This window comes from Arenibacter algicola (assembly GCF_018860365.1).
In the GTDB taxonomy this organism is placed as follows: Bacteria; Bacteroidota; Bacteroidia; order Flavobacteriales; family Flavobacteriaceae; genus Arenibacter; species Arenibacter algicola_B.
The window spans coordinates 282,158-305,548 of the sequence record NZ_JAHKPO010000007.1 but is presented as its reverse complement, the minus strand read 5'-3'; the positions used below and the strand labels follow the sequence as shown (position 1 = coordinate 305,548).

At 40.0% G+C, this 23,391-nt stretch carries 23 protein-coding genes and 1 tRNA gene; 10 read left to right on the top strand and 14 right to left on the bottom strand.

Annotated elements, in window-relative coordinates; translation table 11 throughout:
* The first annotated feature begins 152 nt into the window (after positions 1–152).
* The 6 genes from pyrH (at position 153) to KO529_RS08015 (ending at position 7,791) form a co-directional block, all read left to right on the top strand.
* Positions 153–860 (top strand): UMP kinase, encoded by a 708-nt coding sequence (gene pyrH, locus KO529_RS08040; protein ID WP_031442370.1) that lies wholly within the window; start codon positions 153–155, stop codon positions 858–860.
* Positions 861–901: 41 nt separating this feature from the next.
* Positions 902–1,456, top strand: coding sequence for a ribosome recycling factor (frr, locus tag KO529_RS08035; RefSeq protein WP_215947394.1), 555 nt, complete (start codon positions 902–904; stop codon positions 1,454–1,456).
* A 293-nt stretch (positions 1,457–1,749) separates the two neighbouring features.
* Positions 1,750–4,152, top strand: a complete 2,403-nt coding sequence (locus KO529_RS08030) for an efflux RND transporter permease subunit (protein ID WP_215947393.1) — start codon at positions 1,750–1,752, stop codon at positions 4,150–4,152.
* A 102-nt stretch (positions 4,153–4,254) separates the two neighbouring features.
* Complete coding sequence (gene asnS, locus KO529_RS08025) at positions 4,255–5,688, top strand: asparagine--tRNA ligase (protein WP_215947392.1); 1,434 nt, start codon at positions 4,255–4,257, stop codon at positions 5,686–5,688.
* A 40-nt stretch (positions 5,689–5,728) separates the two neighbouring features.
* Positions 5,729–7,186 (top strand): RNA polymerase factor sigma-54, encoded by a 1,458-nt coding sequence (gene rpoN / locus KO529_RS08020; RefSeq protein ID WP_215947391.1) that lies wholly within the window; start codon positions 5,729–5,731, stop codon positions 7,184–7,186.
* On the top strand, positions 7,186–7,791 hold the full coding sequence (locus tag KO529_RS08015) for a hypothetical protein (protein ID WP_215947390.1): 606 nt from the start codon (positions 7,186–7,188) through the stop codon (positions 7,789–7,791). The genes rpoN and KO529_RS08015 overlap by 1 nt, the downstream gene beginning before the upstream one ends.
* Here KO529_RS08015 and KO529_RS08010 read toward each other — a convergent pair.
* The 8 genes from KO529_RS08010 to KO529_RS07975 form a co-directional block, all read right to left on the bottom strand.
* Positions 7,786–8,448: a porin family protein gene (locus tag KO529_RS08010; RefSeq protein WP_247096793.1), complete on the bottom strand. Its 663-nt coding sequence runs from the start codon at positions 8,446–8,448 to the stop codon at positions 7,786–7,788. The genes KO529_RS08015 and KO529_RS08010 overlap by 6 nt on opposite strands.
* A gap of 118 nt (positions 8,449–8,566) precedes the next feature.
* Positions 8,567–9,049, bottom strand: a complete 483-nt coding sequence (locus tag KO529_RS08005) for an ExbD/TolR family protein (RefSeq protein ID WP_110356941.1) — start codon at positions 9,047–9,049, stop codon at positions 8,567–8,569.
* A 25-nt stretch (positions 9,050–9,074) separates the two neighbouring features.
* Positions 9,075–9,695, bottom strand: coding sequence for an ExbD/TolR family protein (locus KO529_RS08000; RefSeq protein WP_215947388.1), 621 nt, complete (start codon positions 9,693–9,695; stop codon positions 9,075–9,077).
* A 14-nt stretch (positions 9,696–9,709) separates the two neighbouring features.
* Positions 9,710–10,153: a hypothetical protein gene (locus KO529_RS07995; RefSeq protein ID WP_215947387.1), complete on the bottom strand. Its 444-nt coding sequence runs from the start codon at positions 10,151–10,153 to the stop codon at positions 9,710–9,712.
* A 26-nt stretch (positions 10,154–10,179) separates the two neighbouring features.
* Positions 10,180–10,929, bottom strand: coding sequence for a MotA/TolQ/ExbB proton channel family protein (locus KO529_RS07990; RefSeq protein WP_111623703.1), 750 nt, complete (start codon positions 10,927–10,929; stop codon positions 10,180–10,182).
* Between the two features lie 79 nt (positions 10,930–11,008).
* A tRNA-Ser gene (locus KO529_RS07985) sits at positions 11,009–11,096 on the bottom strand.
* Between the two features lie 66 nt (positions 11,097–11,162).
* On the bottom strand, positions 11,163–12,209 hold the full coding sequence (locus tag KO529_RS07980; RefSeq protein ID WP_289847756.1) for an asparaginase: 1,047 nt from the start codon (positions 12,207–12,209) through the stop codon (positions 11,163–11,165).
* Between the two features lie 68 nt (positions 12,210–12,277).
* Positions 12,278–13,045 carry a TatD family hydrolase gene (locus KO529_RS07975; RefSeq protein WP_215947386.1) on the bottom strand — a complete coding sequence of 256 codons (768 nt, stop codon included), beginning with the start codon at positions 13,043–13,045 and terminating at the stop codon, positions 12,278–12,280.
* Between the two features lie 39 nt (positions 13,046–13,084).
* On the opposite strand from KO529_RS07975, the gene KO529_RS07970 reads away from it, so the two are divergent.
* Positions 13,085–13,525: a retropepsin-like aspartic protease family protein gene (locus KO529_RS07970; protein ID WP_215947417.1), complete on the top strand. Its 441-nt coding sequence runs from the start codon at positions 13,085–13,087 to the stop codon at positions 13,523–13,525.
* Positions 13,526–13,601: 76 nt separating this feature from the next.
* On the opposite strand, the gene odhB is transcribed toward KO529_RS07970, so the two are convergent.
* Positions 13,602–14,825: a 2-oxoglutarate dehydrogenase complex dihydrolipoyllysine-residue succinyltransferase gene (odhB, locus tag KO529_RS07965; protein ID WP_215947385.1), complete on the bottom strand. Its 1,224-nt coding sequence runs from the start codon at positions 14,823–14,825 to the stop codon at positions 13,602–13,604.
* A gap of 117 nt (positions 14,826–14,942) precedes the next feature.
* Positions 14,943–17,753, bottom strand: coding sequence for a 2-oxoglutarate dehydrogenase E1 component (locus KO529_RS07960; protein ID WP_215947384.1), 2,811 nt, complete (start codon positions 17,751–17,753; stop codon positions 14,943–14,945).
* A gap of 104 nt (positions 17,754–17,857) precedes the next feature.
* On the opposite strand from KO529_RS07960, the gene KO529_RS07955 reads away from it, so the two are divergent.
* Positions 17,858–18,388 (top strand): alpha-ketoglutarate decarboxylase, encoded by a 531-nt coding sequence (locus tag KO529_RS07955; RefSeq protein ID WP_247096796.1) that lies wholly within the window; start codon positions 17,858–17,860, stop codon positions 18,386–18,388.
* 1 nt (position 18,389) lies between these two features.
* Here the strand turns inward: KO529_RS07955 and KO529_RS07950 are convergent, their stop codons facing one another.
* The 4 genes from KO529_RS07950 to KO529_RS07935 all read right to left on the bottom strand — a co-directional run bounded on the left by KO529_RS07950 (position 18,390) and on the right by KO529_RS07935 (position 21,749).
* Positions 18,390–18,746, bottom strand: coding sequence for a hypothetical protein (locus KO529_RS07950; RefSeq protein WP_215947383.1), 357 nt, complete (start codon positions 18,744–18,746; stop codon positions 18,390–18,392).
* A gap of 171 nt (positions 18,747–18,917) precedes the next feature.
* Complete coding sequence (locus KO529_RS07945; protein WP_215947382.1) at positions 18,918–19,346, bottom strand: hypothetical protein; 429 nt, start codon at positions 19,344–19,346, stop codon at positions 18,918–18,920.
* Between the two features lie 156 nt (positions 19,347–19,502).
* On the bottom strand, positions 19,503–20,519 hold the full coding sequence (gene galE / locus KO529_RS07940; RefSeq protein ID WP_215947381.1) for a UDP-glucose 4-epimerase GalE: 1,017 nt from the start codon (positions 20,517–20,519) through the stop codon (positions 19,503–19,505).
* A gap of 75 nt (positions 20,520–20,594) precedes the next feature.
* Complete coding sequence (locus KO529_RS07935; RefSeq protein WP_215947380.1) at positions 20,595–21,749, bottom strand: DegT/DnrJ/EryC1/StrS family aminotransferase; 1,155 nt, start codon at positions 21,747–21,749, stop codon at positions 20,595–20,597.
* A 58-nt stretch (positions 21,750–21,807) separates the two neighbouring features.
* On the opposite strand from KO529_RS07935, the gene KO529_RS07930 reads away from it, so the two are divergent.
* Together KO529_RS07930 and KO529_RS07925 are read left to right on the top strand one after the other, a co-directional pair.
* Entirely contained in the window at positions 21,808–23,100 is a 1,293-nt protein-coding gene (locus tag KO529_RS07930; RefSeq protein ID WP_252734344.1) for a 3-deoxy-D-manno-octulosonic acid transferase, read from the top strand.
* Between the two features lie 91 nt (positions 23,101–23,191).
* Positions 23,192–23,353 carry a hypothetical protein gene (locus KO529_RS07925; protein ID WP_215947379.1) on the top strand — a complete coding sequence of 54 codons (162 nt, stop codon included), beginning with the start codon at positions 23,192–23,194 and terminating at the stop codon, positions 23,351–23,353.
* The last annotated feature ends 38 nt before the right edge of the window (positions 23,354–23,391 follow it).

Sequence of the window (23,391 nt, the reverse complement as noted above, 5' to 3'; positions counted from 1 at the left end):
TTGGTGGAACTACAAAAACCCACGCAAGATTATAAAAATAAATCTACCTTCCCATATGCATTATGAAATAATTAAGGATAGATGAATCGTCCATGCCAAGCCGCTTCATAAATATTTTTGATTATTTTTGCATGAAATTAATCAACATCAGGATGCAATACAAAAGAATACTTTTAAAACTGAGTGGAGAAGCCCTTATGGGTACTAAGCAGTACGGCATAGACGCACAGCGTTTATCCGAATACGCAGAGGAGATCAAAGAAGTTGTGGACAAAGGTATAGAAGTTGCTATTGTAATCGGTGGTGGCAATATTTTCAGGGGATTGGCAGGAGCCAGCAACGGAATGGACAGGGTACAGGCGGACCACATGGGAATGCTGGCCACCGTAATAAACGGATTGGCCCTACAAAGCGCCTTGGAATTGCAAGGAGTACAGACCAGGCTACAATCTGCCATAAAAATTAATGAGGTAGCCGAACCTTTTATTAGAAGACGCGCCATGCGACATTTGGAAAAAGGTAGGGTAGTCATATTTGGCGGTGGTACAGGAAATCCATATTTCACCACAGATTCCGCTGCTGTATTAAGAGCCATAGAAATTGAAGCCGATGTAATTTTAAAAGGGACCCGAGTGGACGGTATTTATACCTCCGACCCGGAAAAAGACAAAACAGCCACCAAATTTGATACGATAACCTTTAAAGATGTACTGACAAAGGGACTAAAAGTTATGGATACCACAGCCTTTACCCTAAGCCAGGAAAACGAATTGCCTATTGTTGTTTTTGATATGAACAAAAAAGGAAACCTTATGAAGTTGGTTTCCGGAGAGAATATAGGAACCGTCGTAAATCTATAGTTTTGGCACTATTTGTGTTGGATCAATTAAAAAAATAGCATATGAACGAAGAAATTAAATTTATTCTGGATACTACCAAAGAAGGGATGGACAGTGCTATAGCACACCTTGAAAAAATGTTCTTGAAAATCAGGGCAGGAAAGGCAAGTCCGGTAATGCTATCCAGTGTAATGGTGGAATATTATGGCTCCCCAACCCCATTGTCCCAGGTAGCAAATGTGAATACCCCGGACGCAAGAACCTTGTCCGTTCAGCCTTGGGAAAAGAACATGCTACATGAAATAGAAAAAGCCATAATGAACGCCAATCTTGGATTTAATCCTATGAACAACGGCGATTTTGTAATTATCAATGTACCTCCCTTAACGGAAGAAAGAAGGAGGGATTTGGTAAAACAAGCAAAGGCAGAAGCGGAAGACGCTAAGATCGGTGTCCGAAATGCACGTCAGGAAGCCAACAAAGAAATTAGGGGCCTTGAAGTGTCCGAAGATTTACAGAAGAACGCAGAGGGCGATGTTCAGGCACTCACCGATAAGTATATAAAAAAGATCGATACCTTCCTTGAAGCCAAGGAAGCCGAAATTATGAAGGTATAATCCTTAAAGTACAAAAACAAAAAGAGCGACCCATGGGTCGCTCTTTTTGTTTTCCTTGACCATATAACCCAATATTGAACACCTCTAGACCATAATTTCCATGGCCCATAAATTTGGTTTCTCCCAGCCCCTACTATTTAGCCCCAGCTTCCTAGGAACAATAACAATCATTCTCTACCTTTGCGCTCGAATAATTTTAGAATCCAAAAGACCATTTTAAATCATTAACGGTTTACTGGTTTTTTTTATGGTTTATATACCAAAAAACATTCTGAAATAAGACGTTTCATTAGATGGTTGCAAAGTTAACGCGAGGATTTTGGGCAAAAATAGCAAGGTTAATACTTAGGAACAGAATTATAATTCTAGTCCTATTAGCCATTATGACCATTTTTATGTCCATGCAATGGGACAAAATGAGGTTTTCCAATTCACAGGCCAACCTCCTTCCCGATCACCACCCTGTAAACCTGGAGTACCTTTCCTTTCTAAAACAATTTGGGGAAGAAGGCAATGTTGTTGTTTTGGCCGTAAAGGACAGCTCCCTGTTTACCCCTATTAAATTTAATCGCTGGAACAAGCTTAGCAAACAACTGGGGGCCTTCCCTGAGGTGGACTTTGTATTGTCTACGGACAATTTACAAGAGCTCGTAAAAGACACTGTAAAACAAGAATTTGTTATGCAGCCTTTTATAAAACAAACCCCAAAAACCAAAAAGGAGGTTGACAGTCTAACGAATCATCTTTTTAACGATCTTCCCTTTTACGACAACCTTATCTACAATAAAAAAACACATACCATACGCAGTGTTATTTATTTGGACAAGGATATTGTCAACACCTCCGTACGTAAGGACTTTATATTGGAAGACCTTTCTACTTTGGTCAAAAATTTTGAAAAAGAAACCGGCCTCGATGTTCATATTTCCGGAATGCCCTACATAAGAACCATGAACTCCCAAAATATTATAGATGAAATTGGGAAATTTATTCTTGCAGCTCTAGGGGTTACCTCCTTGATCTTCTTTTTCTTTTTCAGAAGTTTTAGGGCTACGATTATTTCCATGTTCGTCGTTATTATCGGGGTTATGTGGGCCTTTGGAATCCTGGGCCTATTACAATATGAGATTACGGTACTTACCGCCCTAATACCACCATTAATTATTGTTATTGGTATTCCCAACTGTATCTTTCTTATCAACAAATACCAACAGGAAGTAAAAAAGCACGGAAACCAGGCCTTGTCATTACAACGTGTAATCTCTAAAATTGGCAACGCTACCTTGATGACCAACGTTACTACCGCATCCGGTTTTGCCACATTTATTATTACCGATAGCAAATTACTTAAAGAGTTTGGTATTGTTGCCTCTATCAATATTATAGGAATATTTGTGCTTTCCCTATTGATAATCCCTATCATCTATAGTTTTATGAAGCTTCCAAAAGACAAGCATCTAAAACACTTAAATACCAAGTGGATAGAAACTTTTGTCAGTTGGATGGAAAGCATTGTTAGGGATAGAAGGATTACGGTTTATATTGTTTCCATTGCACTTTTGGTAGCCAGTATTATTGGTATTTATCAAATAGACATTTCTGGAAGTCCCATAGAGGATATGCCAAAAAAGGCTGAATTTTTTCAGGACATCCGATTTTTTGAACAAGAGTTTGACGGAATAATGCCCGTAGAAATTGTGGTGGATACCAAAAGACCCAAAGGGGTCTTAAAACCTTCCACCCTGAGAAAGATGGACGAGTTGGGTACGGTGATCAATGAAATCCCGGAGCTTTCCAGACCAGTTTCAGTTGTGGACTTGGTGAAATATTCCAAACAGGCCTTTTACAGCGGCATCCCCAAATATTATCAACTGCCCACCTCCCAAGAAAATACGTTTATTATGGATGTCGCCCGCAAATCCGCAGATAACGGCAACCTACTGAGTAGTTTTGTAGATAGCACCGGGCAGGTAGCCCGAATGACTACTTACATGAAGGATGTAAAAACATCCCGAATGGAAACCATAGAGGCTAAACTAAGGGAGAATATTGATAAAATCTTTCCCGCGGACAGGTACAAGGTTACCATGACAGGTAGTGCCCTTCTATTTTTAAAGGGGACCAAATATTTGGTAAAAAACCTCATTATGTCCCTTGCTTTGGCCATTGGCCTTATTGCTCTCTTTATGGCCTATCTTTTCCGATCGTTTAGAATGATCGTAATTTCATTGATACCCAACTTATTGCCGCTAGTGATCACAGCGGGAGTTATGGGATTCGTAGGGGTACCTATTAAGCCTTCCACTATTTTGGTATTTAGTATTGCTTTTGGAATTTCGGTGGACGACACCATACACTTTTTGGCCAAGTACAGACAGGAACTTACAAGCAACCATTGGAGAATTAAAAAATCGGTCTATGCCGCCTTGAGGGAGACCGGGGTTAGTATGTTTTACACCTCCATTGTACTGTTCTTTGGCTTTTCGGTATTCATAATTTCCAGTTTTGGAGGAACAGTAGCTTTAGGAGCATTGGTTTCCGCCACTTTATTGTTCGCTATGCTGGCGAACCTTATTTTATTACCCTCGTTACTTCTTTCTTTGGAAAGAAGCATTGCCAACAAACAGGTACTAAAAGAACCACAAATAGACATTCTTCCCAAGGAGGAACTAAATATCACGGACAAGGAGGAATAGTCCGTTTATTAAAATATTTTTTACTTGGTATATACAGTTATATACCCAATTTATATTTTTGCAAAAAGGCTATCTTTGCCACATAATTTACAAGGAATTCAAATGAACACATTTAGCGTAAAAGAGCTACTATCCCCCGATTATTTACACCAAGAAGTTATTGTTAACGGGTGGGTAAAAACCTATAGAAGCAATAGATTTATTGCTTTAAACGATGGATCAACCATAAACAATATACAATGCGTAGTAGATTTTGAGGAATTTGATGAAAATTTACTAAAGCAAATCAATACCGGAGCTGCACTTAAAATAAGTGGTACATTGGTAGAAAGCCAAGGAAAAGGGCAGTCCGTAGAGATACAGGTCAAGGAAATTACGGTGCACGGAGGTGCAGACCCTGAAGTCTACCCTATTCAACCCAAAAAACACTCTCTGGAGTTTTTACGGGAAAAGGCACATCTCCGCGTAAGAACAAATACCTTTGCAGCTATCATGAGGGTGCGATCGGCACTTTCGTTTGCCGTACATCAATATTTTCAAAAAAATGGATTCTTTTACGTTCATACCCCAATAATCACTGGTTCGGATGCGGAAGGAGCTGGAGAAATGTTCAGGGTGTCTACCTTGGACAATAAAAAGCCGCCTTTAACTAAGGATGGAGAAATTGACTATAAGGAAGATTTTTTCGGAAAAGAGACCAATTTAACAGTATCAGGACAGCTGGAAGCCGAAACTTATGCCATGGGCTTAGGGAAGGTCTACACCTTCGGCCCCACTTTTAGGGCCGAAAATTCCAACACTTCAAGACATTTGGCCGAATTTTGGATGATAGAGCCCGAGGTAGCATTTAATGATTTGGATGCCAACATGGACTTGGCCGAAGACTTTATTAAGGACGTTATTAATTATGCTCTGGAAAATTGTTTGGAAGACCTGCAATTCCTGGAACAACGATTATTGGACGAAGAAAAGAGCAAGCCTCAGGCCGAGCGCAGTGAGATGCCGTTGATAGAAAAACTAAAGTTTGTTTCGGAGAATACGTTTAAGCGCGTAACATACACCGAAGCCATAGATATTCTTAGAAACAGTAAACCCAACAAAAAGAAACAGTTTAAATACCTTATTGATGAATGGGGAGCTGACCTACAAAGTGAGCACGAACGCTTCTTAGTGGAAAAACATTTTAAATGCCCAGTAATACTATTCGATTATCCTGCCAAAATAAAGGCATTTTATATGCGTTTAAATGAGGATGGAAAAACGGTTAGGGCCATGGACATTCTATTCCCAGGAATTGGTGAAATAGTAGGTGGTTCCCAGCGTGAGGAACGTCTGGATATCTTAATGGAAAAAATCAAGGCCTTGGGTATTGATGAAGAGGAGCTTTGGTGGTATTTGGATCTTAGGAAATTTGGAACTGCCGTGCATAGCGGCTTTGGACTCGGTTTTGAAAGATTGGTGTTGTTTGCAACAGGAATGGGCAACATCAGGGATGTAATACCTTTTCCTAGAACGCCACAGAATGCTGAATTCTAATCATTATTCTTTAACTTTATAAGATAGATCAACATTATAAATGCTGAAACAACACCTACAGTTTAAATTATCGCAGAAATTATCTCCACAACAAATACAGTTGATGAAGTTGATTCAATTGCCTACACAGGCATTTGAACAACGACTAAAGCAAGAACTGGAGGAAAACCCTGCCCTGGAAACTGGAAAGGAAGAAGGTGAAAGTCAACAGGATGATTTTGAGGATTTGTACGATAATGAAACCGATAGTGAAAGCATAAGTGCGGAAGACATCAATATTGATGATTATTTAAGTGATGACGAAATACCGGATTATCGCACGCAAGCCAATAATTACAGTGCCGATGATGAGGAAAAAAATGTTCCTTATGCAGCCGGAATTTCCTTTAATCAGTATCTCATAAACCAGTTGAATACTATTTATTTGACTGATGAAGAATGGTCCATTGCCGAATTTTTGGTGGGCAGCGTGGATGAGAGCGGATATATAAGAAGACCTCTTACAGATATAATGGACGACCTGGCGTTTACGCAAAATATCTATACTGAGGAGAAGACCATAGAAAAAGTATTGCACATAGTTCAGGATCTTGACCCTGCGGGTGTAGCCGCCAGAACGCTGGAAGAGTGCCTTCTTCTACAATTAAAACGAAAGGAATTAACCCCTAGTGTGGAATTGGCCATTCTGTTGTTGGAAAAATCCTTTGAGCAGTTTACCAAAAAGCATTATCAAAAGCTTATCCAAAAACACAATATCACAGAAGAGCAACTAAAAGGTGCTATTAGCGAAATTGAACGTTTGAACCCCAAACCTGGAGGGTCATACTCCGGGAACAACAGAATTGTGGAACACGTGGTCCCCGATTTTTCCATTCGGATTGTAGACGGGGAATTGGAGCTTACCCTAAATGGAAGAAATGCACCCGAACTACATGTTTCACGGGAGTACAACAACATGTTGGAAGGCTACAAAAACTCCAAGGAAAAGTCGAAGTCCCAAAAGGACACCGTGATGTTCATTAAACAAAAGCTGGATGCGGCCAAATGGTTTATTGATGCTATAAGGCAGCGTCAGCAGACCCTTTATATTACCATGAACGAAATCATGGAATATCAAAAAGAATATTTCCTAACCGGGGATGAGCGCAAATTGCGCCCTATGATCCTAAAGGATATAGCTGATGGCATTGGTATGGACGTTTCCACCGTCTCCAGGGTGGCCAATAGCAAATATGTGGACACCCCCTATGGTACGAAATTGATAAAGGACTACTTTTCCGAATCCATGAAAAACGATCAGGGAGAGGATGTATCCACCAAAGAAATAAAGAAGATACTGGAAACTGTAATTGGAGAGGAAACCAAGAAAAAACCGCTTACAGATGATAAATTGGCCGCTATTCTCAAAGAAAAGGGCTACCCTATTGCCCGGCGTACGGTAGCCAAATATAGGGAACAACTGGATATTCCGGTGGCCAGGTTGAGAAAACAGATCTAATGCGACTATTCCTCAAGATCACATCTTACCTTTTACACCCGCTTTTTATACCCTTTGCAGGCACCATAGCCTATTTCCTTATTACCCCCAAATACAGTCCGTTGGAGGTACAGAGCGGAAATATTTTACCCATATTTATACTCACCATAATCATCCCCATTATATTTTACCTGATCTTGCGCAACCTGGGCATTGTAAGTTCCGTGTTCATGCCCAATCTCCAAGAAAGGAAATACCCTCTTTATATTAGTCTAGGACTGCTTATAATGGTCTTATTCAAGGTAATTCCCAATAACTTCACCATAGAGTTACATTACTACTTTTTAGGGCTAATTGCAGGCTTATTTAGCGCCCTTGTGCTGCTCTTTCTAAACTTTAAGTGCAGTATGCACCTATTGGGCATGGGAAGCCTGCTAATGTACTTAATAAACCTTAGTATCCACTTTGAAATCAATGTTACCATTGCCATAAGCATAGTAACCTTACTTAGCGGCCTAGCAGCCACCTCCAGACTTTATTTGAACGCCCACACCAAAGCAGAAGTCATAATAGGCTTTGCCATTGGTCTGTTTACCCAATTATTTACGATTAAATTTTGGTTATAAAATATAGAATATAAGTCCCACCTTAAGCGGCTTAATTTCTATGACTTCCCCTGATTGCTCCATTACCCCATCATTGAACAGAGAACTGAGTGCATAATAAATATGTATATTGAAGGTATTGTATCCTACATTTAAGGTTAGCCCGTATTGAAAGTCCCTTATATCCTTGTTCACAAAGACTATTCTCTCTGAGCTTGAGACGAATTTGGACCGACCATCAAAAACATAACCAAGCTTAACACCTGCATATATCCTCCAAAACTTATATTCCTCTGGGGTTGAATTGCGCCACCTAAACTGAAAGGGAACCTCCAAGACGTGGGTAGCAATTTTATTTCTCTTGAAATCGGCATCATTATCCAACACCGTATATTCTACAGCGGACCCCTGCTGGGAAGCCAACAAATTGGTATAATAGGAATTTATACCATAACCTAAACCAATACCGATACCCATGGTCCTTTCGTAACTCAAGGGAATATCCTTTATAAAACCGGCCTGCAAACCATATGACAGGTTTCTTTGGGAAACATCGGCTGGAAGATTAGTGGCAAAATTATAGGTAAGTCCAAAATAAAATTGATCTTCCAAATATTTCCTATCCACGTCCCTATTGGATTCTAAAACCTGCCCAGTAACAAAAGTACTGGAGAACATAAGTATAATTAATATGCAGGAAAACCTCATAGCCCACTAAAGGTAATTAATTAAACATAAAAAAAACGCTCCAAATATATGCATTTGAAGCGTTTTGATTCTCTTATCCTTTTACTAACTATTGCAAATTCCTGAAAGCATCACCTTCATAGGTGGTATAATTTACTTTCAAGGCGTTTACTTTTCTAAGTTCTTGTTTAATATCGGAAATAATACCCATATTGGCCTCCTTGTCCACCTTAAGTGCGGTTGTCAATACATTTTGTAATTCCTGAGGCTTTTTGGCCCTTTCCATCAAAATATAATCTCCAACTTCGGATGCGTCGGCAAATTTATCGTTCAATTGAATTTTGGATTCGGTACCATAGGTCTTCTCATATTCACGGGTTGGTTTCCCCACATAAATATAGATTACCCTATCCTTCTTTTCCAATTTTTTGATTTCCGTAGCATTTGGCAGGACGTTTTCCACCTTCAAGGTACTGTCTTTCATCACCGTAACCGTCATAAAGAAAAACAAAAGCATAAAAACGATATCTGGCAAGGATGCAGTATTCACCGCTGGTAAAGCCGCATCTTTTTTCTTATTAAATTTTGACATAGTATCTTGTTTTTAACTTCTCAATTTAGTTTGACGATGTTTCGGCCTCTGAAAGCTTCTGAGGAAACAAATCCTGTATTCTCTTAACCTTCTCCTTCAATTCTTCACGAACATTGTCCGGAGTCTCAGGATTAAGATATTCAGCTTCCATATCCGTAAAGTCTCTCTTGAACAAACGCTGGGCTTCCCTATTCCTAAGATCGTTATAGGCTCCAACCAATTCGTTCTGAACGGTTATATAGGTTCCGTACTTCGTCTCCCTATCGTTTTTAAGAGATATAATGGCTTTGGCAGGACTATCGGATGAAGCTACATCCCTTTTACCTTTGCAATAACTGCAATAGTCTGCAGATCCCGATGGTGCTCCTCCATTGTCCAAAAAGGCAATGGCCTTCGCCCTTAAATCCTTAATATTTGTTAACTCATCATCAGCCAATAACTGTCCATCACGGTTAATATTGACCTGAAATATATTCTTTTGCTTAATGATTACATCGGTATCCGGCGGCTCAATTGGTGGCAACATACGATCTAACCCTGCATCTGTTTCAATAGTGGTAGTCACTAGGAAAAAGATAAGCAATAAGAACGCTATGTCTGCCATAGAACCCGCATTAACCTCTGGTGGTGCTCCTCTTTTTGGCATAATATTTTATTTTATTATTTACTAATCATTTTCTTAACTCCGGACCACAACATGGCACCTACAGCTATAATGGTAAGGATAAAAAATACATTCAATCCCATACCAATGGTTTTTACTGTATCCTCCGTAGTAGGAACTCCTTTTTTGGCCATTTCTTCCAAACTAACATCTGTTCCAGTTGCTAGGGCGTAAGAGATAACAACGACTACCAAAAGACCCCCTACACCAAATAAGGTTTTCTTTAAGGCTCCTTTGGAGGTAAACAAGTTCACCAACCCAAAAAGAACCGAGGCCGCTATCGCAATCCCCAACAATAAATAGGTTATGATGAACATGAAGTTCATAGACCCATTATTTATGGCTTCCGTTGCGGGAACGTCTGCACTAGGAAGCTGAAACCAAAGTATGGCTCCAATCACTCCGAGTACAACTAATATTATTTTAACTATTTTATGCATGATACTTTAAGTATTTAGTGTCCGACTTATTTTTTGTGATCTGCCAACATATCAATCAAAGAGATTGATGAATCTTCCATATCATTTACAATACTGTCAATCTTTGCAATGATGTAATTGTAGAAGATCTGAAGGATAATCGCAGTAATAAGACCGAATACAGTAGTCAATAACGCCACCTGAATATCACCTGCAATAAGTGAAGCACTCAAGTTACCAACCGCTGCAATTTTTTGGAAGGCCTGAATCATACCGATTACCGTACCCATGAACCCAAGCATTGGAGCTACTGCGATAAATAAAGACAACCAGGAAACGTTTTTCTCCAATTGACCCATTTGCACACCTCCGTAGGCAACAACCGCCTTCTCAGCAGACTCAATACTATCACCAGCCCTTTCCAATCCCTGGTAGTAGATGGAAGCAACTGGACCTTTTGTATTTCTACAAACCTCCTTGGCTGCCTCAATACCTCCTGAAGCCAAAGCATCTTCTACTTGCTGCTTAAGTTTAGTAGTGTTGGTAGTAGCAAGGTTTAAATAAATAATCCTTTCAATTGCTACGGCCAGACCAAGAATTAAACATAAAAGAACAATACCCATAAATCCGGCACCACCCTGAATAAATTGCTCCTTAAGCACTTGGGTAAAACCTTTTTCCGCTGCTGGAGCTGCGTCTTGCAAAATGGCTGCTGCTGCAACAACTTTCGCACTTACTGTATTTGTACCTGCCACAAATAACCCAGCTGTTGCTAGGATAGAGAATAATCTTTTCATTTCTTTCAAACTTAAATTTAGTTAGTTAATAGGGTTAAAGATAAAAAAAATTCGCAATATAAAAATTAAAACTTAACAGCAGAGAGGAAGGGATTCGAACCCTCGATACCCTTGTGGGGTATACACACTTTCCAGGCGTGCGCCTTCGACCACTCGGCCACCTCTCTAGTTCTAGTTATTGGGCAGCCAAATAACAAAAAAAATATTAGTTAAAGAAATTTAGACTGTTATTTTTATTGCATTTCGCCCCTGAGAGATGTTTCATATATGGTTTTGAACAACTTAGGAGAAATATTATTTCCAAGTAAATACATCAACTTGGTAATTGCCGCCTCGGTTGTAATATCCTTACCATTAATAACTTGTAGTTTCTCAAGATGCTTGCTGGTTTCATAACGCCCCATAAGAACACTACCTCCCGAACACTGTGTTACATTTATAATAAAAATTTCTCTGTCCAAAGCTTTTTTCAACTCCAAAGTAAACCATTTGTCCGTAGGAGCATTACCTGAGCCATATGTCTCCAGCACTACTGCCTTTAAGTTAGGGGAATTTAAGACACTATGCAACAGAGTTTGGTTAAAACCGGGAAATAATTTTAAAATGGCCACATTTTGATCCATTTCTTTATGAACTTTTAGCCTTTTGGTTGAATTTGCCCTAAACAAATACTCCCTGTTTACTTTTAAATGCACCCCAGACTCTATTAAAGCCGGATAATTTAAGGAGGCAAAAGCCTCAAAATGCTCTGCATTGATCTTAGTGGTTCTGTTTGCCCTATACAATTTATATTCAAAATACAGCCCTACCTCTTGAACCACGGGCCTATTATCTTCCCTTAAGGCGGCTATCTGAATGGATGTGATCAAATTCTCCTTGGCATCTGTCCTTAAATCACCTATGGGCAACTGCGAACCCGTAAATATGACCGGTTTTTGCAAATTTTCCAACATATAGCTCATGGCCGAAGAAGTATAGCTCATTGTGTCACTACCATGTAGCACCACAAATCCATCATGGGAATCATAATGATCTTCGATAATCGAAGCAATATTTACCCAATGTTCAACATTCATATTGGAGGAATCTATTGGAACATCAAAGGAAATACTGTCAATAGTACAATCCAATTGGCCTAGCTCGGGGATATTCTTAATCAGTTTATTAAAATTAAAGGCCTTCAGTGCCCCTGTACCGTAATCCTTGACCATACCAATGGTCCCCCCTGTATAAATAAGGAGAATTTTGGTTTTTTCTACTGTAGAATTTTGGTTTTTCAATCTTAATAATTGTTAGGGTTTAAAAAATAAAGAGCTTCCACCTTAAGGCAACCTGTCCGCAAGACTATCTAAATCCCAAAAACTTGTCGGGAGTTGGCGGTAGTAATTGCAGCAACTTCCTCCTTATCCATTCCATATATTTGGGCCATCTTTTCCAAAACGTTGACCAAATAAGCACTTTCGTTCCGCTTTCCACGATAAGGAACTGGGGCCAAATAGGGGGAATCCGTTTCCAAAACCATATGTTTCAGGTCTATTTCCCCAAGAAAAGTATCTATTTTACCATTTTTAAAAGTAACTACTCCGCCAATACCCAATTTCATATTATAGGAAATTGCCCTCTGTGCCTGCTCAAAAGTGCCCGTAAAACAATGAAAAATACCAAAAAGTCCATCGCTCTTTTCTTCCTCAAGAATCTGGAAGATTTCATCAAAACCTTCCCTACAATGGATAACTATGGGATAATCATACTTTTTAGCCCACTGTATTTGCTGTTTAAAGGCAATCTGCTGCTCCTTTAGGAAAGTTTTATCCCAATACAGGTCGATGCCGGTCTCCCCAACTGCATAAAATTTCCTTGACGCCAACATTTCTTCAACGTGGGCCAGCTCATTCCTGTAATCTTCCTTAACATGTGTTGGATGCAGCCCTGCCATAAGAAAGATATTCTCTGGATAGGACTTTTCCAAATCAAGCATTGCATCGGTATAGGACGAATCTATTGCGGGAATAAAAAAACGCTCTACCCCTAACTCCAAGGCTCTATCTATGACCAAAGAGCGATCCTCATCAAAAGCCTCACTATATAAATGGGTATGTGTATCTGTTAATATCATAGAACAAAAATAGGATTATCTTTGACAAAAAAAGTACATATGCCCAGCCTTAAAGTTTTTCTACATAAAAAAAAATATATAGCCATTCCGTTGGTACTTACGGCCACAAATCATTTTGAAGTCACGGCCACCATCAATGGAGTGAAAGGCAGGTTTATATTGGATACCGGAGCCTCCAACACCTGCATTGGTCTGGACAAAATAGAATTCTTCAAATTAAATTCCAAAGATTCCAAAATAAAGGCCGCAGGGGCAGGAGCCACAGAAATGTTCACCAAACTATCTACCAAAAATGTCATAGAAATAGGAAAATGGTTTAAACATAAACAGAAAATTGTCCTGTTCGACCTTGTCCACGTTAATCAGGCCCTGACCTCGCACCAGGCTATGCCCGTTGATGGTATTATTGGGGCGGATATTCTGAAAAAAGGAAAGGCCATCATTGATTACCAAAAAACCCGTCTTTACCTAAAACAATAAGACCTGCCAGGTTTTGAAATCCCAACAGGTCCATCTTATTACGTACTGGGCCAACCCCCAAGTACAATATATTATATTAAAGCTCCAAGGCCTTTTTAACGTTGTTGTCCATCAACAACTCTTCAGGACTCTCCAAGGCTTCTTTAACTGCCACTAGGAAACCTACAGACTCCCTACCGTCAATAATTCGGTGATCATAAGACAGAGCAACATACATAATAGGTGCTATGGCTATGGCCCCATCACGGGCAATAGGTCTTTCCACTATATTGTGCATCCCCAAGATTGCACTTTGCGGTGGGTTGATAATTGGCGTGGACAACATGGATCCAAACACCCCGCCATTGGTAATAGTAAAGGTACCCCCTGTCATTTCATCGACCGTAATCTCACCCTCACGAGCTCTTATAGCCAATCTTTTTACTTCCGATTCCACACCCCTGAAGGTTAAATTTTCAGCGTTTCGGATAACAGGTACCATAAGACCTTTTGGCCCAGAAACCGCTATACTGATATCACAGAAATCATAAGAAATCATTTCTTTGCCATCTATCATGGAATTCACGGAAGGATACATTTGTAATGCCCTGATTACGGCTTTTGTAAAAAAGGACATAAACCCTAAACCAACATTGTGCTTGTTCTTAAAGTCTTCCTTGTATTGGTTTCTCAATGCAAAAATGGCCGACATGTCCACTTCGTTAAAAGTGGTCAACATTGCCGTCTCGTTCTTGGCAGCTACCAAACGCTCGGCAACCTTACGTCTCAACATAGACAATTTGGTTCTACTATCACCCCTGGACCCTCCTGTAGGAGTACCCATTGACGGGATGGCATTAACTGCATCCTCCTTGGTAACACGCCCATCTTTTCCGGTGCCCTTTATGGTTGAGGCATCCAAATCTTTCTCGGCAAGTATTTTCTTGGCAGCTGGTGAAGCTGATCCTGATGCATATGAAGTTTTTTCTGGTTTTACCTCAGTTTTCTGCGCTGCTACTTCCTTAACCTCAGGCTTTTTCTCTGCTGGTTTTTCTTCACTCTTGGCAGCCCCTGCAGGTTTGGAAGCGCTAGTGTCTATTAAACATACTACCGCACCTACGGCAACAGCATCTCCCACCTCAGCCTTTAAGGTTATAATGCCACTTTCCTCTGCTGGCAATTCCAATGTAGCCTTGTCCGAATCTACTTCCGCTATTGCTTGATCTTTCTCCACGTAATCACCATCGCTCACCAGCCATTCTGCTATCTCTACCTCTGTAATGGATTCCCCAGGAGAAGGGACTTTCATTTCTAAAATCATGTTTTATAATTTTAATTTGTGTTTTGTCTAAACTCGTTTTTAATTTTAACCTTTATTAAATTTCCCTTTTTGGACATCCTATGGTTTTTCACCGATGAATCCCCAAAATAAAAAATATTATTTATCAGTAGATTCCGGGTTTCTTCCCATATTGTTTTTGTTAATATCAAAAACATAATCTATCACCTGCTGATGGCGACGTTTGGAACGTACTGCACTACCGGCGGCCGGGGAAGCGTAAAATCTTCTTGAGGCCACCCTTAATTTATGCGCCTCGCTAAAATGCATGGTTAAATGCCCCCAAGCACCCATATTCCTTGGTTCTTCTTGCGCCCAAACCTTATCTTCGACATCTTTGTACTTATCCATAATAGCCTTCAATTTCTCTGTAGGCACCGGAAATAATTGTTCCACTCTCACCAAGGCTACGTCATCCCTATTATTTTCTTCCCTATAAGCCAATAGGTCGTAATAGAATTTACCGGTACAAAATACCAAACTCTTAATTTTGGACACCTCGGCGGTTGCATCATCAATTACCATTTGGAATTCTCCGTTTGCAAATTCCTCAACCGTTGATACGGCCCGGGGATGCCTCAACAAACTTTTTGGTGTAAACACTATTAAGGGCTTTCTGAAATTAACCTTCATTTGCCTTCTCAACAAATGGAACATATTTGCAGGGGTAGTTACATCGGCGATATACATATTATCCCTTGCACATAATTGCAAATAGCGCTCCATACGGGCGGATGAATGTTCCGCACCCTGACCTTCGTACCCGTGTGGCAACAGCATCACCAATCCATTTTGCAATTTCCATTTATCCTCCGCTGCAGATATGTACTGATCTATCATAATTTGGGCACCATTACTAAAATCCCCAAACTGAGCTTCCCAAATCGTTAAAGTATTTGGGCTCGCCATAGCATATCCGTAGTCAAAACCAACTACACCATATTCCGACAAAAGTGAATTATATATTTGAAAAATTCCCTGATTATCGGAAATGTGGTTCAAAAGCATAACTTCCTCCTCACTTTCTTCCACTTTCATTACTGCATGACGATGCGAAAAAGTACCCCTTTCAACATCCTGTCCGGACATACGCACTGCGTAACCTTCTTCCAAAAGAGTGCCGTAGGCCAAAAGTTCTCCCATGGCCCAATCCAAGGCATCATTCTCAAAAAACATGGCCTTGCGGTCGTTCACCAATTTCTCAACTTTACGCAAGAACTTCTTATTCTTGGGCAACTCGGTCAACACCTTGGCTATGGCAGTAAGTTTCTTTTTATCGTATTTTGTATCTACCGCATCCATCATCTCCCACTCACGTACATGGGTATACCCGCTCCATTCATCGGCCATAAACGGGGTAATTACAGTCTTATCCTCTTTTCTGGAATCTTCCAATTCCTCCTCCAAAGAAGCCTTATACTGTTCTTCCAGTTCTTTCACAAAGTTATTCCCAATGACACCTTCCTTTATTAGTGCTTCAGCATAAATATCCCTTGAATTTTTGTGCTTGGCAATCGCCTTGTAGAGTTTTGGCTGGGTAAAACGCGGTTCATCGCCTTCATTATGCCCATATTTCCTATACCCCAAGAGGTCTAAAAATACGTCTCTTTGAAAACGCATACGAAATTCGAGGGCAAAAAGTGAGGCATGTACAACGGCTTCGGGATCGTCCGAATTAACATGTAGCACCGGACTCAAGGTTACCTTGGCTACGTCCGTACAATATGTAGAACTACGGGCGTCCAAATAATTAGTCGTAAACCCAATTTGATTATTTACAACAATATGAATGGTACCATTGGTTTTATATCCGTCCAAATTTGCCATTTGCACCACTTCATAAACCAATCCCTGACCTGCAATAGCAGCGTCACCATGCACTACAATGGGCAATACTTTGGAAAAATCGTCTTTATAACGAGCATCCTGTTTTGCCCTGGCAATACCTTCAACAACGGCACCAACAGTCTCCAAATGGGAAGGGTTTGGCGCGATGTTCATAATTATTTTCTTTCCATTTTTAGCTTTCCTCTCAGAGGTCCACCCCAAATGGTATTTTACATCCCCGTCAAAAATTTCCTGCTCATAATCCTTACCATCAAACTCGCTAAAGATATCCTTTGCCTTCTTTCCAAATATATTGGTCAGAACACTCAAACGGCCCCTATGTGCCATACCCATAACAAATTGCTCAACACCCATTTCGGCAGCCTTTTCCACTACCGCATCCAATGCAGGTATCAACGATTCATTTCCTTCCAAAGAAAACCTCTTTTGACCTACATATTTGGTATGCAGGAAGCTTTCAAAAGATACCGCCTCATTTAATTTCTTAAGAATATGCTTCTTCCTATCGGCATCGTATTTAGGATGATTGTCATTGACATTCAACCAATTTTGGATCCATTCCACCCTCTCCGGGTTTCTGATATACATATACTCCACACCAATGGCATCACAATAGATGCTTGTCAAATGCTGTATGATTTCACGTAAGGTACTAGGGCCAATTCCCAGAATTTCCCCTGCGGTAAATGTGGTATCCAAATCGCTTGGAGCAAGTCCAAAATTTCCAATCTCCAAAGTCGGAAAGTACTGTCTTCTTTCCCTAACCGGGTTTGTTTTGGTAAACAAATGCCCTCTAGTCCTATACCCATCTATGAGTCGAACTACCTGAAACTCCTTCTGAAGCCTCTCGGGAACCTCAACCTCGTGACCCCCGGCCACGGACAATGGTGCCGTCTGCAAATCATCGACCATCCCGTCCATAGAACTTTCCAAACCAAAGTCGAATCCTTGAAAAAAGGCCCTCCAACTAGGCTCTACACTATCGGGATTTGTTAAATACTTATCGTATAATTCTGCGAAATAAGAAGTATGCGCAGCGTTTAAAAAGGAATATTTATCCATGAAAAAGTCTCTCTGTCTTTTGAACAAAATTTATTCAAAAATACAACATTTAGCATATCTAAGCTTATCTTAGCCCTGAATAATGGAAAATTATTACAATAATTATGATAAATCGCTATTCCTTAAAAAAAAGCTTGGTTTTATGTGTTTTTTTCACGGCATTTTGGGGCTTAGGTTATTCGCAACTAACCCCAAGGAATTCCGATTTTTGGAACCAAGTATATTTTGGAGGCAATTTAGGCATCGGTTTTGGCAACAATTCCTTCAATGCATCCATCTCTCCCAGCGCAATTTACCAAGCTACCGAGCAATTCGGTGTTGGCCTAGGAATTAATTTTAACTATGCCAAATTTCGGGATGCACAATTAGTAGCTTATGGAGGCAGTGTACTATCCCTGTTCAATCCAATTAGGGCGCTACAACTTTCGGCGGAATTGGAACAATTAAGGGTAAATCGAAAACTTGAACTTGACGGAGGCAACCTGGAAGAAAATTATTGGTCACCGGCATTGTTTCTGGGATTAGGTTACGGCAATAGAAATGTAACCATAGGTATACGATACGATGTTTTACACGACACTCAAAAAAGCATTTATGCCAATGCCTTGATGCCTTTTGTGCGGGTATATTTTTAGACTAGGAACCGTATTCGTTTCTGAACCACACTTTTTGCCATTCCCTTTTCAGTATCTCAAAGGTCACCCGTTCCGAAATTTCAACCACATCGGTGGCTTCAATGGCTTTAACCGCTTTCTCGGGGACATCAATAATATATAGCAGGTTTAAATAATCGGTGAATTTCTCCATGATCAAATAATATACTTTTTCATGTACCAACGTTTTTAAATCCTCAGGAGAAATGTTGTCCGGCAATTCTATAAATACATTGGCGAACACAAAATCTTTCTGCAATTGCGATACTAGATTCTGATAGAGACTTTGATCTGTAGCATGCTTTAGAAGTGCCGAAATGTTGGGGAAATTTACAACCATATGCTATTTACGAAATTTTACTTGAAATGGTTTTTAAGAAAGCGCAATAAAGCCAACTTTTTCCATAATTCACCAGTCTTGTCACTATTTTCGACGAAATTATATAGGATAAACGGATTCCCACCTAAGGTTTCCTGTTTTCAAACAAGACATTTCACGGTTGACTTCAGCTCAAGGATTGGCTAACACAATATCTGTTTCCCCTTCAATAAGTGTAACATGGCAACAATCTGCACCTACAACATAATCCGAATCAACCAATAGCTTATCGTCCACATATCCCTTAAAATTTATTTCAAGTTTCTTATTACTGTATTTTGCAACGTATTTATCGCTGAACAAAGGGTAGTTCCCATTTTTTGCCATCCAGTCATATTCACTACTTGAGGCATCAAGGGTAATATCCTCTCCATTGGAAAGAACAACCACCTTAAAATAGTCCAAGGCCACGGCAACACCTTCCTTATCTTTGACACTTACCGTAATGGTCCTATATTCTTCGGTACAGATTGCCTCCGAACAGTTAGGGGTATCATCCGTACCGTTATCGCTGCAATTTAGCGTTAACAAAAGCGTTATTAAACCAACAAATAATTTCATAAACCCTTTTTATTTTAGGATGCACAGGATTCGGATGGGTTGCTTTCTTCAAGTCTAATTTATCCGAACCGTTGAGTAATCCCCACAAAAAAAGTTGACATTTGTGTAGATATCCCGCCTACACATTGTTAAAATAGATTAGTAGGTTCCGGGAATTTATTTCCTAATTTTTTCCTCCCAGAGCCAGGCCGACTTCATGGCTTCATCCAAAGTAGATTCTGCCTTCCAACCTAAAACCTTGTTTGCCTTGGTGGTATCCGCATAGGCAGAAGTGATATCGCCAGGTCTTCTGTCCACAATTTTATAGTTCAATTTTTTTCCGGAAACTTTTTCGAAGCTTTTAATAACCTCCAAAACGGTACTACCTGTTCCCGTACCTACATTGAAGACTTCATAATTATCCTGGTTCTTGCCGTTCATCAATCTTTCCAAAGCAACTACGTGGGCCTTGGCCAGGTCTACCACATGAATGTAATCTCTAATGCAGGTACCATCCTTGGTAGGGTAATCGTCGCCAAAAACCGAAAGCTGTTTCCTTACGCCCATGCCTGTTTGGGTTATAAACGGCACCAAATTTTGAGGAACACCAATTGGCAATTCCCCAATTTCCCCGCTCGGATGTGCTCCCATTGGATTGAAGTACCTAAGCGCAATAGCATTTATGCCCGGTGTTACCTTACAGGTATCACGAATTATTTCCTCACCCATTTGCTTGGTATTGCCATAGGGTGATTCTGCCGTTTTTACCGGTGCACTTTCGGTTATAGGCATTTTATCGGCTTGACCGTAAACGGTACATGACGAACTAAAGATAAAACTGGATTTGTCCTTTTTAGAAAGTTCCTTGAGCAAGTAAACCAAGGTACCAATATTGTTCTCGTAATACAATAAGGGTTTTTCCACGCTTTCACCAACGGCCTTTGATGCAGCGAAATGAATAACACCGGCAACATCCTGATGTCTTTTAAAAAAATCCTCAACTTTCGACCTTTCTTTAAGATCTATTTTCTCAAAAATTGGTCTCTTCCCCGTAATGGCCACAATACCGTCCAAGACCTTTTCAGTTGAATTGGACAGATCGTCAATAATAATTACTTCATAGCCTTTATTTTGTAATTCTACCGTGGTATGGGAACCTATAAATCCCAGACCTCCCGTTACGAGTATTTTCATTTATTGATTTTTATTTTAAATTTTAGTTTTCATTTTTTTTCAAATTGAATTTGACCACACCAAAGCATTTAACTACTACCCTCCAATAAACTGGTTAATGGTTTCGGTGATAAAATTAATTTGTTCGTCGTCCAGCTCGGTGTGCATTGGCAATGAAATTACCTCCCTGACCAATTGATTGGTTACCGGAAAATCTTTCTCCTGATAACGCTCATCCAAATAAGCCTTCTGTCTATGTAAAGGAATAGGATAATACACCCCACATGGAATTTGTTTTTCCGCCAAATGCTTCACCAATTCATCACGTTGGCCATTTAAAATCCTCAAGGTATATTGGTGGAATACATGACAATCGCAAGTTTCACAAATCTCGTTACAGGCATTGGCCATTTGGGGAACAATAATATTTTTGTTTCCAGCAAATGCTTTGGAATATTTTCTTGCCGCCTCCCTCCTACTGGCATTATAACCATCCAATCGGGACAACTTGGATCGTAAAACCGCTGCCTGAATAGAGTCCAACCTGGAGTTGACGCCCACTACATCATGATGATAACGTTCGTACATCCCATGATTTACAATTCCCCTTAGGGTATGCGCCAATTCATCATCGTTGGTAAAAATAGCTCCACCATCTCCATAACAGCCCAAGTTCTTGGACGGAAAAAATGAGGTTGCCGCCACATGTCCCATAGTTCCGGCTTTCTGTTTTTTACCGTTTTTAAAGGTATAATCGGCCCCAATGGCCTGGGCATTGTCCTCTATAACATATAGGTTGTGCCTTTTAGCAATTTCAAGAACGGCATCCATATTGGCACATTGACCAAAAAGATGTACAGGCACTATTGCCTTGCTTTTAGGAGTAATTGCTTTTTCCAGGGCTAATGGATCTATATTAAAACTATCGGGCTCCACGTCTACCAAGACCGGGGTAAGTTGCAGCAGTGCAATCACCTCTACAGTTGCCGCAAAGGTAAAATCGGCCGTTATTACCTCGTCACCGGGTTTTAAACCAAGTCCCATCATCGCTATTTGAAGGGCATCCGTACCATTGGCACAGGGGATAACGTGCTTCACCCCCAAATAGTCCTCCAATTCCTTTTGAAAGGCATGTACTTCGGGGCCATTAATAAATGCGGATGTTTCCAAAACATTGGAAATGGAGGCATTTACTTCATCCTTTATGACTTCATATTGACCCTTTAGGTCTACCATTTGAATTTTCTTCATTGCATAAAACTTAGATTCCAAACTTGGTTTGGCGCGAACAATATTACAAAAATAAGGATTGGCAGCCAATGGAATTTATATAAAGAAACGTATTTTAGCCCCAAACGAAGATTCTGTGTTTGCCATATATAATTTTGCCGTACAATTATCCGCTCTTTTCCTAAAATTGATTGCTTTGTTCCATCCAAAAATTAAACTTTTCGTAGATGGGCGGAAAGAGGTAATGCCCTATTTACAGAAAAATATTTCACCCGGAGATTCAATAATTTGGGTACACACGGCCTCTTTGGGCGAATTTGAACAAGGCCTTCCCATAATAGAGCAGTTAAAAAAAAATTATCCCACGTACCGAATATTGGTCACCTTTTTTTCGCCTTCAGGCTATGAGGTCAAAAAAAATACTGCCGCCGCCGATATGGTTACCTACCTCCCAATGGACACCAAAAAAAACGCTAAAAAATTCCTGGACCTTGTTAATCCCAAGTTGGTTATTTTTGTCAAGTACGAAATTTGGCCCAATTATTTAAAAACATTAGGCAAACGGAAAATACCTACTATCCTTATCTCGGCTCTTTTCAAGGACAATCAAGTATACTTTAAAAGTTTCGGTAGATTTATGCGCAAGGCCTTGGGCAATTTCACCCATATTTTTGTTCAGGATGCCAAATCAATTGAATTATTGAGCAATATCAACATCAAGAACACCTCTATTAGCGGGGACACCAGATTTGATAGGGTTATAGAAATTCTTGAAAGGGATAATAACCTGGCCTTCATGGAAGATTTTAAAAATGGCGCACAGACGTTGGTCGCCGGTAGCACTTGGCCCGATGACGAGGAAATATTGGTACCTTATATAAATGCTGGTGAATCCTCCTTGAAATTTGTTCTTGCACCGCACAACATAAAACCAGAACACATCAACAAACTTAAGTCGTCCATCAATAAGAAAACAATACTTTATTCGGAATTGGAGAATAAGGATTTATCCACCTACGAAGTTCTTATTATAGACACTATTGGCCTACTGACCAAAATTTACAGTTATGCGGACATTTCCTATGTAGGCGGTGGTTTTGCTACTGGATTGCACAATACTTTGGAACCTGCAGTATACGGTATCCCCGTAATTATTGGGCCAAATTTTAAAGGTTTTAAGGAAGCCGAAGATTTGGTAATCAAAGGCGGAGTATTGATTGTTAAATCGCCAAAAGAATTCTTCACCTTGGCCAACAACCTGCTAAACGACGAAGAGTACCTTAAAAGAACCGGGGATATCAACAGCACTTATGTCTCTGAAAATAAGGGGGCAAGCATCCAAATCATGACATACATACGTACATTATTATGAACACCTATGTACGACTATGCAAAATTCCCGAATTATATACCTGGTTTCCCTGACCACTTTTGTCCTATTCTGTCTTTCATGCAGGGAACCGATGGGAGAACAACAGGGCACTACTCCTCCTGAAAATGCTGTTCCATCGCCTAAAAAGGAAGATATCAAGAAACCAGAACCCTTAAAAGTGGCTCCCAAAACAAAAAATGGACAAAAGCCCAAAACAAGGGATACCCTTAGCCCAAAAATTGCCCTATCTTAAATAGTCTATACATTTGGTTTACTTTTTTTGTTAGCTTT